16 protein-coding genes are annotated in these 17,336 nt (G+C 63.6%); 14 read left to right on the top strand and 2 right to left on the bottom strand.

What is annotated here, in order from left to right:
* Positions 1-98: 98 nt before the first annotated feature.
* Positions 99-1,106 carry an AraC family transcriptional regulator gene (locus ACHMXK_RS00900; protein WP_397442410.1) on the bottom strand — a complete coding sequence of 336 codons (1,008 nt, stop codon included), beginning with the start codon at positions 1,104-1,106 and terminating at the stop codon, positions 99-101.
* A gap of 140 nt (positions 1,107-1,246) precedes the next feature.
* Between ACHMXK_RS00900 and ACHMXK_RS00905 the strand changes: the two genes are divergently transcribed.
* From ACHMXK_RS00905 to ACHMXK_RS00950, 10 genes are all read left to right on the top strand, one after another.
* Positions 1,247-2,806, top strand: coding sequence for a long-chain-fatty-acid--CoA ligase (locus tag ACHMXK_RS00905; RefSeq protein WP_397436854.1), 1,560 nt, complete (start codon positions 1,247-1,249; stop codon positions 2,804-2,806).
* A 55-nt stretch (positions 2,807-2,861) separates the two neighbouring features.
* Positions 2,862-4,046 (top strand): lipid-transfer protein, encoded by a 1,185-nt coding sequence (locus ACHMXK_RS00910; RefSeq protein ID WP_397436856.1) that lies wholly within the window; start codon positions 2,862-2,864, stop codon positions 4,044-4,046.
* Between the two features lie 25 nt (positions 4,047-4,071).
* Positions 4,072-4,512 carry a MaoC family dehydratase N-terminal domain-containing protein gene (locus ACHMXK_RS00915; protein ID WP_397436858.1) on the top strand — a complete coding sequence of 147 codons (441 nt, stop codon included), beginning with the start codon at positions 4,072-4,074 and terminating at the stop codon, positions 4,510-4,512.
* Positions 4,513-4,524: 12 nt separating this feature from the next.
* Positions 4,525-4,944 carry a MaoC family dehydratase gene (locus ACHMXK_RS00920; RefSeq protein ID WP_397436860.1) on the top strand — a complete coding sequence of 140 codons (420 nt, stop codon included), beginning with the start codon at positions 4,525-4,527 and terminating at the stop codon, positions 4,942-4,944.
* 34 nt (positions 4,945-4,978) lie between these two features.
* Positions 4,979-5,809 (top strand): SDR family NAD(P)-dependent oxidoreductase, encoded by an 831-nt coding sequence (locus ACHMXK_RS00925; protein ID WP_397436862.1) that lies wholly within the window; start codon positions 4,979-4,981, stop codon positions 5,807-5,809.
* Positions 5,810-5,812: 3 nt separating this feature from the next.
* Positions 5,813-6,301: an enoyl-CoA hydratase/isomerase family protein gene (locus ACHMXK_RS00930; RefSeq protein WP_397436864.1), complete on the top strand. Its 489-nt coding sequence runs from the start codon at positions 5,813-5,815 to the stop codon at positions 6,299-6,301.
* On the top strand, positions 6,252-6,605 hold the full coding sequence (locus ACHMXK_RS00935; RefSeq protein WP_397436866.1) for an enoyl-CoA hydratase-related protein: 354 nt from the start codon (positions 6,252-6,254) through the stop codon (positions 6,603-6,605). The genes ACHMXK_RS00930 and ACHMXK_RS00935 overlap by 50 nt, the downstream gene beginning before the upstream one ends.
* A gap of 35 nt (positions 6,606-6,640) precedes the next feature.
* Entirely contained in the window at positions 6,641-7,792 is a 1,152-nt protein-coding gene (locus ACHMXK_RS00940) for an acyl-CoA dehydrogenase family protein (protein ID WP_397436868.1), read from the top strand.
* A gap of 72 nt (positions 7,793-7,864) precedes the next feature.
* Positions 7,865-9,406, top strand: a complete 1,542-nt coding sequence (locus ACHMXK_RS00945; RefSeq protein ID WP_397436870.1) for a class I adenylate-forming enzyme family protein — start codon at positions 7,865-7,867, stop codon at positions 9,404-9,406.
* Positions 9,403-10,437, top strand: coding sequence for a CaiB/BaiF CoA transferase family protein (locus ACHMXK_RS00950; protein ID WP_397436872.1), 1,035 nt, complete (start codon positions 9,403-9,405; stop codon positions 10,435-10,437). The genes ACHMXK_RS00945 and ACHMXK_RS00950 overlap by 4 nt, the downstream gene beginning before the upstream one ends.
* A gap of 139 nt (positions 10,438-10,576) precedes the next feature.
* Here the strand turns inward: ACHMXK_RS00950 and ACHMXK_RS00955 are convergent, their stop codons facing one another.
* The gene (locus ACHMXK_RS00955) at positions 10,577-11,062 is read right to left on the bottom strand and encodes an Lrp/AsnC family transcriptional regulator (RefSeq protein WP_318403674.1); all 486 of its coding nucleotides are present in this window, start codon (positions 11,060-11,062) and stop codon (positions 10,577-10,579) included.
* 184 nt (positions 11,063-11,246) lie between these two features.
* Between ACHMXK_RS00955 and ACHMXK_RS00960 the strand changes: the two genes are divergently transcribed.
* The 4 genes from ACHMXK_RS00960 to secD all read left to right on the top strand — a co-directional run bounded on the left by ACHMXK_RS00960 (position 11,247) and on the right by secD (position 17,313).
* Positions 11,247-11,723, top strand: coding sequence for a hypothetical protein (locus ACHMXK_RS00960; protein ID WP_397436874.1), 477 nt, complete (start codon positions 11,247-11,249; stop codon positions 11,721-11,723).
* Positions 11,701-14,829, top strand: coding sequence for an indolepyruvate ferredoxin oxidoreductase family protein (locus tag ACHMXK_RS00965; RefSeq protein WP_397436876.1), 3,129 nt, complete (start codon positions 11,701-11,703; stop codon positions 14,827-14,829). Before ACHMXK_RS00960 ends, ACHMXK_RS00965 begins: the two co-directional genes overlap by 23 nt.
* Positions 14,830-15,006: 177 nt before the next feature.
* Positions 15,007-15,339, top strand: coding sequence for a preprotein translocase subunit YajC (gene yajC / locus ACHMXK_RS00970; protein ID WP_397436878.1), 333 nt, complete (start codon positions 15,007-15,009; stop codon positions 15,337-15,339).
* 69 nt (positions 15,340-15,408) lie between these two features.
* On the top strand, positions 15,409-17,313 hold the full coding sequence (gene secD, locus ACHMXK_RS00975) for a protein translocase subunit SecD (protein ID WP_397436880.1): 1,905 nt from the start codon (positions 15,409-15,411) through the stop codon (positions 17,311-17,313).
* Positions 17,314-17,336 lie beyond the last annotated feature (23 nt).

Consider the following 17,336-nt stretch of genomic DNA (forward strand, 5'->3'; position numbering starts at 1 on the left):
GGCGCAATCTGCTACTTAATTTATAGCTGGTTGCGCCCGTGTAAATTTGGCTACAGACACTTTTTTCATAAAAATGGCGCTTGAAAGGCTTTGCTGGCTCACGCCCCGCCGCGACGGTAGGCCCCGGGGGCGCTGCCGGTCCAGCCCTTGAACGCGCGCTGGAAGGCTGCGCTGTCGGCAAATCCCAGTTCGTCGGCCAGCGCGGCCAGCGGCACCGTACTGGTGTTCAGTCGCACGATTGCCATGTCGCGGCGCAGTTCGTCTTTCAGCGACTGGAATGACGTTCCCTCTGCGGCCAGGTGCCTTTGCAGCGTCGAGGTTGACATGTGCAGTGCGTCGGCCGTGGCGGTAAGGTCGGGCCACGCGGGCTGCGTCTGTTGCAGATGGCTGCGCGCCCGCGTGCTGACCAGGTCGTCGTTGCGCCGCGGCACGATCACATGGGTCTGCGCGTCGGCCAGGAAGGCGCGCAACGCGACCTGGTCCCGGCGCACCGGGTCCTGCAGCCGCGCCGCGTCGAACCAGAACGCCGACTGGCGGCATTCGAAGTGCAACGGCGCCGGAAAGATCTTGCCGTAGCTGCCTGCATGGGGCGGGCTCTCGAACGCGAAGTCGAAGCGTGCGGCGGGCAATTGGCCGCCCGCCAGCCACGCCAGCAGTCGCCAGAAAACGCGCAGCAGCAGTTCGTGCAGAAAGGCCGGCCGCTCAACCGACGGATCGGTGAAGCGCAGGGTCAGGCCGGCCAGCGCGCCGTCGCGCACCGGCTCCAGCACCACGTCGTCCTGCAGCAGGCGAAAGGTGTGTGCGACGCGGCGTGTCGCCACTTCCAGGGTGGCGGCGCCCACCGCCGAGCTGGCGACCAGCGCAAAGCTGCCCCGCTTGAGGGGCCGTGACAGGAAGCCCAGACCTTCGTCGTCGAGACGATCCATCAACAGCCGAAACAGCGCCACATACTGGGCCGTAGTCACGCGGGCGTGCGCTTGCTGCAGCAGTTCCGGGGGTATGCCCGCGTCGGCCAGGAAGGGCTCACAAGCCTGGCCGCGGGCTTGCACCCCGGACAACATGCCTTGCACGAAGGCGATCGGGATCGTGACTGGGGGCTGCAGCATCAAGAGGCGGGGAGTTGTGGATTGAGGTCTTTTGCCATGTGATCGACGCAATGTGCCATTGTGGGCTTGGTCGCTCATTTCTACCATGAGCAACATAAGCAATAGACCCGTGGATTCCCGGGCCAGATGGAGACACAAGTATGTACCTGACTCAAGCCTTGCACCGCGCGGTGCAGCAACACCCCGAGCGCATCGCGGTGCGTTTCGGCAACCGCCAGCGCACCTTCCGCCAGTTGGTCGATCGCGTGGCACGCCTGGCCGGCGCCCTGCAGAAGCTCAGCATGCAAACCGGCGATCGCGTTGCGATGCTATCGCTCAACTCCGACCGCTACCTCGAATACCAGATGGCGGTACCTTGGGGCGGTGGCGTGCTGAACCCCTGCAACATCCGCTGGTCGGCGGCCGAGATCCTGTACTCGCTGAACGACTCGGGCTCGTCCATCCTGCTGGTCGACGAGACCTTTCGCCCCCTGGTCGAGCAGTTTCGCCGCGATTCGAGCAGCTTGCGCGAAGTGGTCTATTGCGGCGACGGTGATGCGCCGGCCGGCATGCACGGCTACGAAGCGCTGCTGGCAGAAACCGAACCGGTGCCCGACGTGGTGCGCCGCGGCGAGGACCTGGCCGGCATCTTCTATACCGGCGGCACCACCGGCTTTCCCAAGGGCGTGATGCTGAGTCACACCAACCTGTGCAGCTCGGGTCTGGCTATACGCGCCGAGGGGCTGGCGACGCCAGGTGGCACCTATCTGCATGCCGCGCCTATGTTCCACCTGGCCGACATGGGGCTCGCGGTGCCGCACTGGATCGAGGGCAACACGCACGCCATCATCCCGGCCTTCAACCCTGAATTGGTGCTCGACACCCTGGAACGCGACCGCGTCACCCATCTGCTGCTGGTGCCGACCATGATCCAGATGCTGGTCGACCACCCGGCGATGAAGAAACCGCGCGACCTGGGCGCGCTGCAGACCATCGCCTACGGCGCCTCGCCGATGTCCGAGGCCGTGCTTGAGCGTGCGATGGCCGCGCTGCCTGGCGTCGGCTTCGTGCAGGCCTACGGCATGACCGAGCTGTCGCCGCTGGCGACCGTCAACCCAGCCTACTACCACACGGCCGAAGGCCGCAAGCTCGGTAAGCTGCGCTCCGCCGGCCGGGCCAGCTTTTGCACCGAAGTCAGCATCGTCGATGCGCAGGGCTGCGAAGTGCCGCGCGGCACGGTGGGCGAGGTCGTGGTGCGCGGCCCCAACGTGATGCAGGGCTACTGGAACAAGCCCGAGTTGACGGCACAGGCTGTGCGCGACGGCTGGATGCACACCGGCGACGGTGCCTGGATGGACGACGACGGCTTCATCTTCATCGCTGATCGACTGAAGGACATGATCATCAGCGGCGGCGAGAACATTTATTCGGCCGAGACCGAGAACGCGGTTGCCCAGCATCCGGCGGTTTCCGCTTGCGCCGTGATCGGCATCCCGAGCGAAGAGTGGGGCGAGACGGTACATGCGGTGGTGGTCTGCAAGCCGGGCGAGACCGTGAGTGCCGACGCGCTGATTGCCCATTGCAAGTCGCTGATCGCCGGCTACAAGTGCCCGCGCAGCGTGGAATTCCGTGATGTGCTGCCGTTATCTGGCGCCGGCAAGGTGCTGAAAACCAAGTTGCGTGAGCCCTTCTGGCAGGGCCGCGAGCGCGCGGTGGCGTGAGCCGACGCCTTTCTTTCTTTTTCTTTCCATCCCTTTGAATCTTCAGGAGTCCTCCATGAGTCAAGACGTCTACGTTGCCGGGGTCGGCATGATCCCCTTCACTAAACCCGGGGCCAACGAGCCTTATCCGCAAATGGCCGCCAAGGCCACCCGCCAGGCGCTGGCCGATGCCGGCATCGGCTACGAGCTGGTGCAGCAGGCCTATGTCGGCTATGTCTACGGCGACTCCACCTGCGGCCAGCGCGCGGTCTACGAGGTCGGCATGATCGGTATCCCCGTTGTCAACGTCAACAACAACTGCTCCACCGGCTCGACGGCGCTGTTCCTGGCCCGCCAGGCGGTGGCCAGCGGCGCCGCCGACTGCGTGCTGGCGCTCGGTTTCGAGCAGATGAGTCCGGGCGCGCTTGGCTCGAAGTTCGACGACCGGCCCAGTCCCTTCGAGCGCTTCGAGGAAGTCGCCGTGGAGCTGGTCGGCCCGATCGAGGTTCCGTTCGCGCTGCGCTACTTCGGCGGCGCGGGCCTGGCGCACATGAAAGAGTTTGGCACCAAGGTCGAGACCTTCGCGAAGATCCGTGCCAAGGCCAGCCGCCATGCCGCCAACAACCCGCTGGCGCTGTTCCGCGCCGTGGTGACCGAAGAAGACGTGATGGTCTCGCCCATGCTTTGGCCCGGCGTGATGACCAAGCTGATGGCCTGCCCGCCGACTTGCGGATCGGCTGCGGCCATCGTCTGCTCTGAGGCCTTTGCAAAGAAGCATGGACTGGACATGAGCGTGCGCATCCGCGCCCAAGCCATGACCACCGACGTCCCCGCGGCCTTCGAGGCGCGCGACATGCGCGAGGTGGTCGGCTTCAGCATGACGCGCAACGCTGCGCGGCAGGTGTTTGAGGCCGCCGGCATCGGTCCGCAGGATATCGACGTGGTCGAGCTGCACGACTGCTTCGCCCACAACGAGCTGATCACCTACGAGGGACTGGGCCTGTGCCCGGTGGGCGGGGCGGAGAAGTTCGTCGTCGACGGCGACAACACCTACGGCGGCAAGTACGTCACCAACCCGTCGGGCGGCCTGCTGAGCAAGGGCCATCCGCTGGGTGCCACCGGCCTGGCGCAGTGCTACGAACTGACGCACCAGTTGCGCGGCACGGCCGACAAGCGCCAGGTCGAAGGTGCGCGGCTGGCGCTGCAGCACAACCTGGGTCTCGGCGGTGCCTGCGTCGTGACCCTTTACGAACGCGTGTGAACTCACAGACCCTAAAGGAAACCTCATGATCGACAAGAAATGGATAGGCCACGAACTGCCCGCATCGGTGCTGCCGATCGAGCGCAGCCGGCTACAGTACTTTGCCAAGGCGATCGGCGAGACCGATCCCATCTACACCGACGCTGCCGCCGCTCGCGACGCCGGCTACCCGGACCTGCCGGCGCCGCCGACCTTCCTGTTCGCGGCCGAGCTCGACTCGGGCGCCTCCGAGGGGCTGATGGCGGACCTGCAAATTCCCATTGCCAAACTGCTGCACGGCGAGCAGAGCTTCAGCTACCACAAGCCGGCCTGCGTGGGCGACACGGTGACGGTGCGCTCCGCCATCAGCGACATCTATGAAAAGAAGAATGGTGCGCTCGAGTTCGTCGTGAAGACTGCGCGCGCCACCAACCAGCGCGATGAGCTGGTGGCCGAGCTGCGCACGGTCATCGTCTGCCGCAACTGATCGGACACCACCATGACCACACCCACCTTTGACACCGTAAAAGTCGGCGACGAACTGCCGGCGCTGCAACTGCCGCCCGTGGACCGCACGACGCTGGCCCTGTTTGCCGGCGCCTCTGGCGACCACAACCCGATCCACATCGACACCGACGTGGCACGCCGCGCCGGCATGCCGGATGTCTTCGCACAAGGCATGCTGGGCATGGCCTGGCTCGGCCGGCTGCTTACCGGCTGGGCGCCGCAAAGCCGGCTGCGCCGCTTCGACGCCCGCTTTCAGGGCATCACGCATCTGGGCAACGCGATGCGCTGCAGCGGCCGCGTGGTCGAGAAGCTCGAGCACAACGGCGAGCGCTGCGTGCGCATTGAGCTGCAAAGCGCCAATCAATTCGGACAAGCCAAGATCGTCGGCGAAGCCCTTGTCGCATTGCCTTAAGCCTTTTCAGAAACTTTTTCAGGAGAACCACACCATGACACGCAAACTCGAAGGCAAGGTCGCCCTCATCACCGGCTCGGGTCGCGGCATAGGCCGCGCCATCGCGCTCAAGCTGGCCAGCGAAGGCGCGCGCATCGTCGTCAACGACCTTGACGCCGAACCGGCACAGGAGGCCGTGCAGGCCATCCGCGAGGCCGGCGGTCAGGCCGTGGCCTGTGTCGGCAGCGTCACTGCGCCGGACTTCGCCGAACGCTTCATTGGCACCGCCGTCAGCGAATACAAGGGCCTGGACATCATCGTCAACAACGCCGGCTACACCTGGGACAACGTGATCCAGAAGATGAGCGACGAGCAGTGGTACGCGATGCTCGACTGCCACCTGACGGCGCCGTTTCGCATCCTGCGCGCCGCGCAGCCGGCGATCCGCGCCCTCACCAAGGCGGAAGCCGAGGCCGGCCAGCGCGTGGTGCGCAAGGTGGTCAACATCTCGTCGATGGCCGGCTTGTTCGGCAACCCCGGTCAGGCCAACTACGCCGCCGCCAAGGCCGGCATCGTCGGCATGACGCAGACGATGGCCAAGGAGTGGGGCCGCATGAACGTCACCGTCAATTGCGTTGCCTACGGCCTGATCAAGACTCGGCTGACCGGCAGCGCGGCCGAGGGATCCACGGCCAACATCGAAGGCCGAGAAATCAAGGTGGGCGTGAATCCCGATTTGATGGCGATGATGGAAAAGTCCATTCCACTCGGCCGTGGCGGCACGCCCGACGAGGCCGCCGGTGCGGTGTACCTGCTGTGTATTCCCGAGTCCGACTATGTGAGCGGACAGACGCTGATGTGCAGCGGCGGCTTGACCGGGCTCTGAGCGATGACAAGCCTTGTGCAAAGCGTGTTGCGCGACGGCGTGGCGACCCTGACGCTCAACCGCCCCGAGACGCTCAATGCGCTTGGGCCTGCGTTGATGACGGCTCTTCTGGCCCAAATGCGCGCCTGTGTGACTGACGACCGCGTTCGTGCCATCGTGCTGACCGGTGCGGGCCGAGCCTTCTCGGGCGGCGGTGACATCGGATGGTTCGGCGAAGTGCTGGCCGGTGGCCCGGCCCATGCAAGCGCGGCGATTGGCACGGCCATGCAGGAAGAGGGTAACCCGCTGGTGCTGGCCATTGCCGAATGCCCGGTGCCGGTGGTCTCAGCGGTGAACGGACCTTGTGTGGGCGGTGCCGTGGGCCTTGCGCTGGCGGCCGATATCGTGCTCGCGGCACGGTCGGCTTATTTTCTGGTGCCCCAGGTGACGACACTAAGGCGCCGTGCCCGACCTGGGCGCGACCTGGGCCTTGCCCCGGCTGCTAGGCCGTAGCCGCGCGCGCGGCATGGCGCTGCTGGGTGAACGCATAGACGCCGCACAAGCCGAACAATGGGGTCTGATCTGGCGCTGCGTCGATGACGCCGATCTACCCTGTCAAGCACAGGAAATCGCGCAACGCCTGGCCCGCGCTTCGACCGCCGCTGCGCGCGACACCCGGCGCATGCTGGACGCGGCCTCGACCAACGAGCTGGCCCGGCAACTCGACCAGGAGTGCGCCTCGCAACGTGTGCATGTGGGTGGCGAGACTTTCAACGCTGCCTGTACGCGTTTCCTCGCCCGCGCGCCGCACGGCTGAGCCGGAATGAACACGAAATAAATTGAAAGAAACCCATGTTTCCCCAACTGCTACGCCAGCCCTGGATGAACGAAGACATCGACGCCTTTCGAGAACAGGTGCGCCGCTACGTCGCCGCTGAGCTCACGCCGCAGCTCGAAGGCTGGCGTCGCCAGGGCTACATCCCACGCGAGGTCTGGCGCCCGTTCGGGCAGCTGGGTTTCCTGCTGCCCGAACTCGACGAGGCCTATGGCGGTGCCGGCGCCACCCTGGCTTATCAGCTGGTGGTGCAGGATGAACTCGCCAAGGCCGAAATCCCCGCCAACACCGGCGTGCACAACCTCGCCGCACACTACATTCTCGACTACGGCACCGAGGCGCAAAAGCGGCGTTGGCTACCGAAGATGGCCAGCGGCGAGATCGTGGCAGGCATCGCACTCACAGAGCCGGGCTGCGGCTCCGACCTGAAGGCATTGCGTACCAGGGCCAGGCGCGACGGCGACAGCTACGTGGTCGACGGAGCAAAAACCTTCATTACCAACGGCTTTACCGCCAACCTGCTGGTGGTGGCGGTGCGCACTGGCGAGAGCGGCAGCCGTGGCGTCTCGCTGATCGTGTTGGAGACTGAGAAGCTGCCCGGTTTTCGGGTCGGGCGGCGGCTCGAAAAGCTCGGCCAGCATGCTTCGGATACAGCTGAACTCTTTTTCGACAATGTACGCGTTCCGGCCGACCAGTTGCTTGGCGAAAAGGAAGGCGAAGGTTTCATCCAGTTGATGAGCCAGTTGCCCTACGAACGCATGTTTCTGTGCGTGCCCGCGGCGGCGGTGATAGAGCGCGCGGTCGAACTCACGCTGGCCTACACCCGCGAGCGCAAGGCGTTTGGCCAGTCACTGGCCGATTTCCAGAACACGCGCTTCAAACTCGCCGAGTGCGCGACGCTGGCGCATGTGGTACGCAGCTTTGTCAACGACTGCATCCAGCGCCTGCTGGATGGCAAGCTCGACCCCGAGGCCGCCTACATGGCCAAGTGGTGGTGTACCGAGCAGCAGTGCAAGGTGGTCGACGAGTGCCTGCAGCTTTTTGGCGGCTACGGCTACATGACGGAATACCCTATCGCGCGGCTGTATGCCGACGCGCGCGTGCAGCGTATCTACGGTGGCACCACTGAGATCATGAAAGATCTGATCTCGCGCAAGCTGTTCGCTTGAGGCAGGTCGCCGTTCGCGCTTGCACGGCGGCGGCGAGAGGAGACATCGATGACAAAAACCAAGGAGACATCCATGACACAACGCGCTCTGGGAAAAATGGTGGTCGGCGACATACTGGCCACAGCGGCCGTGCGTTACGCCGACCGCGAGGCGTTCTACTGCAGCAGTACGCAGCGCCGCTTCAGCTTCCGGCAGACCAACGAACGCTGCAACCGGCTCGCCCACGGTCTGAGTGGCCTGGGCCTGCGCAAGGGCGACGTGGTTGCCTTTCTCAGCAGCAACCGGGTGGAGATTGTTGAAATCTATTTTGCGCTGGCCAAGGCCGGCCTGGTCGGCATCCCGCTGAATTACCGGCTCACGCCTGCGGAGATGATTGTGCTGATGCGCGAGATCGGCGCGAAGGCCTTGCTGGCTGAGCGCCGCTTTGGCGAGGTGATGCGGTTGGTCGAAGGTGAGTTACCCGGAGTTGAGCACCGGGTCTCGTTTGGCGACGGGCCTGCGGGTTCTGAGCATGACTACGAAAGTTTGCTGGCGCAGTCGGCATGTACCGAGCCCGACGTGGAGGTGGAAGAGGCCGACCCCTACTACTTCAACCTCACTTCGGGCACCACGGGTGTGCCCAAGTGTTACCAGATCAGCCAGTACAACAACGCCACGCTGGGTCCGATGTTCGAGGCCATGGACCTGTCGCGCCGCGACGTCGTGCTGAGCGTGTTTCCGATGTACGGCCGCGTTGGTTTTGCCTGGGCGGGCTGTTCGGTGATGTACGGCATCCGCAACGTGTTGGCGAACTTCGAGCCCGATGCGACCTTGCGCCTGATTCACAACGAGCGCGTCACCATCACCAATCTGGTACCGACCATGGCCGCGATGTTGCTGGCCTCTCCCGTACTGCCTGACGTCGATCTGTCTTCGCTGCGTGGCCTGGTTTTTGCCGGCTCGCTGCTGCCGGCGCCTATCCGCGAGGCCGCCACGGCCCGGCTTTGCCCGCATCTGTACGAGTATTACGGCATGCAGGAGACCGGCCCGCTGGTCGTCAGTACCCCGGAGGACCGCGCTCGCCGCCCCAACTCGATAGGGCGCGCTATTCTTTACGCCGAGGTTCGTGTCATCGGCCTGGACGGCCAGGACGTGCCGGCTCTGGCGACCGGCGAGATCATCGGGCGCAGTCCGGGCACGGTCACGATGTACCACGACAACCCGGCGAAGACGGCCGAGACCTTCAAGCAGGGCTGGGTCCATACCGGCGATCTCGGGCACTTGGATGCCGAGGGGTATCTGTACATCAATGGCCGCATCAAGGACTTGATCGTGACAGGCGGGCAGAACGTGCATGCCGGCGAGGTTGAGGAACGTATCCTGCTGCACCCCGGTGTGGCCGAGTGTGCGGTGATCGGTCTGCCCCATCCCAAATGGGGGGAGGGTGTGACGGCGGTGGTTGTGGTCAGGGCTGGCCAGACCCTGCAGGCTGGCGAGATCGAGGCGCTGTGCCGACAACATCTGGCCGGTTTCAAGGTTCCCAAGACGATCCTGCTGCAGACCGAGCCACTGCCGCGCACCGCGACCGGGAAGGTGCAGAAGTTCCGCCTGGTCGAGCGTTATGGTGCCGCATGAGGCCGCCGCTGACAGGTATTCGCATCGTCGAGTTTGAAGGCATAGGTCCCGGTCCGCTGGCCGGCCGCATGCTGGCCGACATGGGGGCGGAGGTGACCGTGATTGCGCGGCCGCAAAAGGGCGCCGTGACCGAAAAACTGGGCGGTGAGGGCGACAACCCGCTGCGCCGCGGCAAGACCGTTGTGCTGCTGGACCTCAAGCAGGCCGCTGCGGTTGCCGAGGCGATGATGCTTGTGGCCGGTGCCGACGCATTGATTGAAGGCAACCGCCCCGGCGTGATGGAGCGGCTGGGCCTGGGGCCCGCCGACTGCGGCGCGCGCAACCCCAAGCTGGTTTATGGCCGCATGACGGGCTGGGGGCAAAGCGGGCCGCTGGGCCAGGCGGCCGGGCACGATTTGAACTATGTGGCGCTGACCGGGCTGCTGTCGCTGTCGGCACACCGCGGCGAACGACCCATCGTGCCGCCTACCGTGGTGGGGGATGCCGGCGGCGCGCTGGGTCTGGCGTTTGGCATGGCCTGCGCATTGCTGGAAGCGCGCAGCAGCGGCCGTGGCCGCGTGGTGGACGCTGCCATCGTGGATGTGCTGGCCATGCTGGGCGGCATCGCGCAGTGGGTGCGCAGCAGCGGGCAGATTGACGGGCCGCAGCCCAGCCCGTTCCACGATTCGCCTTTCTACGATGTGTATGCCTGCGCTGATGGTGGTTTCATCACGCTGGGCGCGCTGGAGCCGCAGTTCTACGTGTTGCTGCTGGACAAGCTGGGCTTGAGCGATGTGGACCCGGCCAGGCAATACGACAAGGCCGCGTGGCCGGCGCTGAAAACCCGCTTCACCGCACTGTTTGCCAGCCAGTCGCGTGAGCACTGGTGTGCGCTGCTGGAAGGCAGCGATGTGTGTTTCGCCCCGGTGTTGGGCATCGCGGAGGCCGCGGCCCATCCGCACAATGCGGCGCGTGGCATTTACAGCGTGGCTGCGAATGGCGCTGTGACGGTAGCGGGCGCGCCGCGTTTTCTGCCGCTTTTACCGGGTTGATGTGAGAGGCCTGTAGCGCAGGGTGGCTCTTACGCCAAGCGTCGGGCGCGCAATCGCTATCAAAACAGGAGCTAATTGCGTCCATGAATCAAGGGCTGGAGGCCGATTTGATGCCTAAACCCGGCACCGGCGGCCGATGTTAAGCCGTTTTGCCCGAGAGGTGGCCCAGCGGCAGCAGGCTGCTGGCCTTGACCTCGCCCAGGGAAAAACTGGTGTGCAGGTCTTTCACATTCGGCAGGTTGATCAGGCTGCGCAGCGCAAAGCGCGAAAAACTGTCCAGGTCTTGCGCCACCACTTGCAGCTCGAAGGTGCCGGTGCCGCTGATGTAGTGGCAGGCCACGATTTCGGGCAGTTTGCGTATGGCTTCTTCCAGCACGCGGGTCGCGTCGCCGGTATTGCGTTCGGCGTCCAGGCGGACAAAAGCCAACACGCCCAGGCCGATCTTGTGGCGGTCTATCTCTGCGCGGTAACCCTTGATATAGCCGTTGTCTTCCAGCGCCCGCACGCGCCGCCAGCAGGGCGCGGCGCTCAGGCCGACGCGGGTGCTGAGCTCGGCATTGCTCAGGCGTCCGTTGTTTTGCAATTCATTCAGAATGGCGATGTCAAACTTGTCCAGCGTTTCCATATAGGCTAATTTTAAGCAAGATTCTTTCTTTGGGCCGGCTAATCAAGGCATAAAAAGCAAAGACTTATCTGTCCATCACGCCTACACTTTGCCAGAGCCTAGAGGCGCCTGCCTATCCGGCGCGCCTGTTTGCAAGCCCCCCGCCCACAAGGCGCTTATTGCCCACGACTGGAGACAAAACAATATGAACGCCCCGCTGCCTGAACACATTCGCAAGTCGCTAGAGAGCGTCACGCTCGACGACAAATACAGCCTCGATTACGGTCAGGCTTTCATGAGCGGGGTGCAGGCCCTGGTCAAGCTGCCCATGTTGCAGCGCCAGCGCGACGCCATGGTCGGTAAAAACACCGCCGGCTTTATCAGTGGTTACCGTGGCTCGCCGTTGGGGGGTTATGACCAGGCTTTGTGGAAAGCGTCGAGTTACCTCAAGGCGCAGAACATCGTGTTCCAGCCCGGGGTGAACGAAGAACTCGCCGCCACCGCCCTCTGGGGCACGCAGCAACTGGGTTTTTCGCCGCCCGGCACCAACAAGTTCGACGGTGTGTTTGGCATCTGGTACGGCAAGGGGCCGGGGGTGGACCGTTGTTCCGACGTTTTCAAACACGCCAACATGGCGGGCACCACCCCCTGGGGGCGGCGTGATTGCCGTGGCCGGCGATGACCATGTGGCCAAAAGCTCCACCGCTGCGCACCAGAGCGACCATATCTTCAAGGCCTGCGGCCTGCCGGTGTTTTTCCCCGCCAACGTGCAGGAAATCCTGGACCTGGGCATTCATGCGTTTGCCATGAGCCGCTTCTCCGGCGTCTGGGCCAGCATGAAAACCATCCAGGAGATTGTCGAATCCAGCGCCACGGCCATGATCGATCCCGAACGTGTGCAGATCAAAATTCCGACCGACTTCCAGATGCCGGCCGGCGGTGTGCATATCCGTTGGCCTGATGCCGCGCTGGAGCAGGAAGCGCGCCTGTTTGATTACAAGTGGTACGCCGCGCTGGCCTATATCCGCGCCAACCGCCTGAACTACAACGTGATCGAAGGTCCGCACGACCGCCTGGGCATCATCGCCAGCGGCAAGGCCTACAACGATACCCGCCAGGCTTTGATCGACCTGGGTCTGGACGATAACGCCTGCCGCCAGTTGGGCATTCGCCTGCACAAGGTCGGTGTGGTCTGGCCGCTGGAAGCACAGGGCACACGCGAATTCGCCACCGGCCTGCGCGAGATCCTGGTGGTCGAGGAAAAACGCCAGATCATCGAATACCAGCTCAAGGAAGAGTTGTACAACTGGCGCGCCGACGTGCGCCCGAACATCTACGGCAAATTTAATGAGGTCGATGGCGATTTCAGCGGCGGCGAATGGTCGATGCCGAATCCGACGGCCAATACCTTGCTGCGTGCCAACGCCGATCTGTCGCCGGCGCTGATTGCCAAGGCGATCGCGCAGCGGGTCAAAAAGCTGGGCCTGGACAGCGACATGACGGCACGTATCGATACGCAGTTGGCGATCCTGGAAGCCAAGGAGCGTTCCTTGCAGGTGCTGGAAATCCAGGCCGACCGCCAGCCCTGGTTTTGTTCCGGCTGTCCGCACAACACCTCGACTAAGGTGCCCGAAGGTTCGCGCGCCATGGCCGGCATCGGTTGCCATTTCATGGCCTTGTGGATGGACCGCTCCACCATGGGTTTCACCCAGATGGGCGGCGAAGGTGTGCCCTGGGTCGGCCAGCAGCCCTTCACCACCGACCAGCACATGTTTGCGAATCTGGGTGACGGCACCTATTTCCACAGCGGTTCGCTGGCGGTGCGCCAGTCGATTATTGCGGGCGTGAACATCACCTACAAAATCCTGTACAACGACGCGGTCGCCATGACCGGTGGCCAGCCGGTGGGCGAACGGCCCGAAGGCCTGTCGGTGGTGCAGATCGCCCAGGCCATGCGGGCCGAAGGCGCGGTCAAGATTGTCGTGGTCACCGACGAACCGGAAAAATACCAGGGAGTCACTCTGGTGGAGGGCGTGACGGTGCACCACCGCGACGAACTCGACGCCATCCAGCGGCAGTTCCGCGAGATCAAGGGCACCACCGTCATCATTTATGACCAGACCTGCGCGACTGAAAAACGCCGGCGCCGCAAACGCGGCAGCATGGTGGATCCGGCCAAACGTGTGGTTATCAACGAGCTGGTCTGCGAAGGCTGCGGCGACTGCGGCGTGCAGTCCAACTGCCTGAGCGTCGAACCGCTGGAAACCGAATTTGGCCGCAAACGCCAGATCAACCAGTCGACCTGCAACAAGGACATGTCTTGCCTCAAGGGTTTTTGCCCGAGTTTTGTCACCGTCGAAGGCGGCCAGCTCAAGAAAAAAGCCAAAGGCAAGGCGACGTCGCCGTTTGAACTGGGCGCCTTGCTGGAGCCGCAGATTCCTGCGATCCAGGGCGTCAACGGTCAGGTCTGGGGCATTGTGGTGGCCGGCGTAGGCGGCACCGGTGTCATCACCATCGGCCAGTTGCTGGGCATGGCCGGGCATATTGAAGGCAAGGGCATCGTCACGCAGGATGCCGGCGGACTGGCGCAAAAAGGCGGCGCGACCTGGAGCCATGTGCTGATAGGCAACAGCCAGGACGACATCCGCACCACCCGCGTCGGCATGGCCGGGGCCGACCTGATCATGGGCTGCGACCCCATCGTGGCGGCCGGCAAGGAAACCGTGTTACGTATGCGTGAGGGCCGCACCCATGTGGCACTCAACACCCACAGCACACCCACCGCGGCTTTTGTACACAACGCCAACTGGCAAAACCCGGCCGATGCCTGTGCCGCGGAAATTGTCAAGGCCGTGGGCCTGGCCGGTGTGGGCGCCTTTGATGCCGACGCCGCATCGACGAAACTGATGGGTGACAGCATTTACACCAACCCGATGATGCTGGGTTACGCCTGGCAAAAAGGCTGGATTCCGCTGGCGCGCGATTCGCTGATGCGCGCCATTGAACTCAATGCCGTGGCGGTGGAGAACAACAAGACGGCCTTCGAATGGGGCCGGCGCGCCGCCCACGACCTGGCCTCGGTGGAAAAACTGTTTGTCTCCGCGCAAGTCATCGCCATGCCGGCCCCACGCCAGGGCGTGGCTGAGCTGGTGGCGCGGCGTGTGGCCTTCCTGACGGACTACCAGAACGCGGCCTATGCCAAACGTTACGAAAGTTTGGTGAACCGGGTGCAGCAGGCCGAATCGGCGTTGGGCAAGACCCTGCTGACCCAGAATGTGGCCAGGTACCTGTTCAAACTGATGGCCTACAAGGACGAATACGAAGTCGCGCGCTTGCACACCGATCGCAGCTTCCATGACAAGGTGAACGCCATGTTTGAAGGCGACTTCAAGCTCAATTACCACTTGGCGCCGCCGTTGCTGGCGAAAAAAAACGAGCGAGGCGAGCTGCAAAAGCAGAAATTCGGCCCCTGGATGTTGTCGGGTTTCAAGGTTTTGGCCAAACTCAAAGGCTTGCGCGGCACCGCGCTGGATCCGTTTGGCCGGACCGAAGAACGCAAGATGGAACGCGCGCTGATCACCCGTTATGAGGCCAGCATCGAGGAAGTGCTGCAAACCCTGGACGCCGGCAACCACGCCGCCGCCGTCGACATTGCCCGCATTCCCGAGCTCATCCGGGGTTATGGGCATGTCAAGGCGCGCCATGTGGCGCAGGCTCAGCAGTCCTGGGACGAGGCCATGGCGGCGTTTCGTCAGCCGGCGTCCGGCCTGCGCCAGATGGCGGCCTGAAGTACGGGCCGGTTGCAAAAACGCAGATTTGGGCGGTATCGGGGCGGATGCCGGCCGGAACAGCCCTGAAAACGCGTGGGTTACAACTTTCGATTCGCCCTCTGCCGCATACAATCAGGCTCTCTGCACCCCCGGCCGTGCGTCGGGGGCGCCCTATTTTTTGTTGTGGAGTCTGCCGTGTTTATTTCTTCCGCGTTTGCTCAAACTGCCCCTGTCGCCGCTGCCGAGGGCGGCATGATGTCCTCATTGACCAGCATGTTGCCGTTGGTGTTGATGTTTGTGGTGCTTTATTTTGTGATGATCCGTCCACAGATGAAAAAGCAGAAAGAACACCGCGCCATGATTGACGCGCTGGCCAAGGGTGACGAAGTGGTCACCGCCGGTGGTCTGCTCGGCAAGGTCACGAAAATGGGCGAAGCCTACCTGGCCGTGGAAGTCGCCAATGGCGTTGAAGTCCAGCTGCAGCGCAGCGCCATCGTTCAAGTCTTGCCCAAAGGCAGCATCAAGTAAACGGCTTTTTCGCCGAACCGGCTCAGGCCGGTCCCTCCCGTCCCTCAGTTTCCCAGGAACAGTACGCTCATGAATCGTTATCCGGTCTGGAAGTACGCGATCATCGTCGTCGCCTTATTGATTGCCGCTCTTTACACGCTGCCCAACTTCTTTGGTGAGGCGCCTGCGGTACAGGTCTCCAGCGCCAAGTCCAGTGTCAAGGTTGATACGACCACCGTGGCACGGGTTGAGCAGGCGCTCAAGGAGGCCAATATCGTGGCCGACCTCGTCAGCCTGGACGGCGCCTCGGTCAAAGCGCGTTTTGGCGACACCGACACCCAGCTCAAGGCCAAGGACGCGATTGAAAAAGCGCTGACACCTGACCCGACGTCGCCTTCGTACATCGTCGCCCTCAACCTGCTGTCGCGTTCCCCCGCGTGGCTGACTGCGCTGAACGCCCGGCCCATGTACCTGGGCCTGGATTTGCGCGGCGGCGTGCATTTCATGCTGCAGGTGGACATGCAGGCGGCCTTGACGAAAAAAGCGGAATCGCTGGCAGGTGACGTCCGCGTCGTGCTGCGTGAAAAGAACATTCGTCACAGTGGCATCAACCGCAACGGTCAGGCGATCGAGGTCAGATTCCGCGACGCCGGCACGCTGGACGCCGCCAAGAAAATTTTCCAGGACCAGTTCCCCGAGTTGCAACTGGTGGACGGCCCCGACGGGACCGACTACAAGCTGAGCGCCCGCGTCAAGCCCGAGGCCGCGCGTCTGGTGCAGGAGCAGGCACTCAAGCAGAACATGGTGACCCTGCACAACCGGATCAACGAGCTGGGCGTGGCCGAGCCGGTGATCCAGCAGCAGGGTCTGGACCGTATCGTGGTGCAACTGCCCGGTGTGCAGGACACAGCCAAGGCCAAGGACATTCTGGGTCGCACGGCCACGCTGGAGATGCGCCTGGTGGACGAAAGCGCGGAAGGCCGCGCGGCGGAAAACGGCTCGGGCAGCGTGCCTTTCGGCTCGGAGCGATTTCTGGAGCGTGACGGCCGGCCCGTGATTGTCAAAAAACAGGTGATCCTGACCGGCGACAGCCTGACCGATGCCCAGCCGGGTTTTGACTCGCAAAGCCAGCAGCCCAAGGTCGACTTGACCGTGGACGCCAAGGGCGGGCGCATCATGCGCGATACCAGCCGCGAAAACGTCAAGAAACGCATGGCCATTTTGCTGTTTGAAAAGGGCAAGGGCGAGGTGTTGACCGCGCCTGTGATTCAAAGCGAACTCGGCAACCGCTTCCAGATTTCCGGCTCCATGAGTGTGACGGAAGCCAATGACCTGGCCTTGTTGCTGCGTGCCGGCTCGCTGGCCGCACCCATGGAAATCATTGAAGAACGCACCATTGGCCCGACCCTGGGCGCAGACAACATTTCCAAGGGTTTCCACAGCGTGGCCTGGGGCTTCCTGGTGATCGTGGTTTTCATGGTGGCGTATTACATGTTGTTCGGCATGTTCTCCGGGCTGGCGCTGGCGGTGAACCTGATGCTGCTGGTGGCGGTGTTGTCCATGCTGCAGGCGACTTTGACCTTGCCGGGCATGGCGGCCATGGCGCTGGCCTTGGGCATGGCGATCGACTCCAATGTGCTGATCAATGAGCGGGTGCGCGAAGAACTGCGTAGCGGCGCTTCGGCGCAGGCCGCGATCCACAGCGGTTACGAACGCGCCTGGGCGACCATCCTGGACTCGAATATCTCGACGCTGATTGTGGGCCTGGCCTTGCTGGCTTTCGGCTCCGGGCCGGTGCGCGGTTTTGCGGTGGTGCACGTCATCGGCATCTTGACCAGCATGTTCTCTGCGGTGTTTTTCTCGCGCGGCCTGGTCAATCTCTGGTACGGCCGGCAGAAAAAACTCAAGACCGTGTCCATCGGAACCGTGTGGCGGCCGGCGGCTGACGCGGGTGTGCCTGCCAACACCGGCAAGTCCAGCGCATCGACGCACTAGACAACAGAACAACGAGTAGAGGA

It is taken from the genome of Polaromonas sp. UC242_47 (assembly GCF_044452385.1).
Lineage (GTDB): Bacteria > Pseudomonadota > Gammaproteobacteria > Burkholderiales > Burkholderiaceae_C > Polaromonas.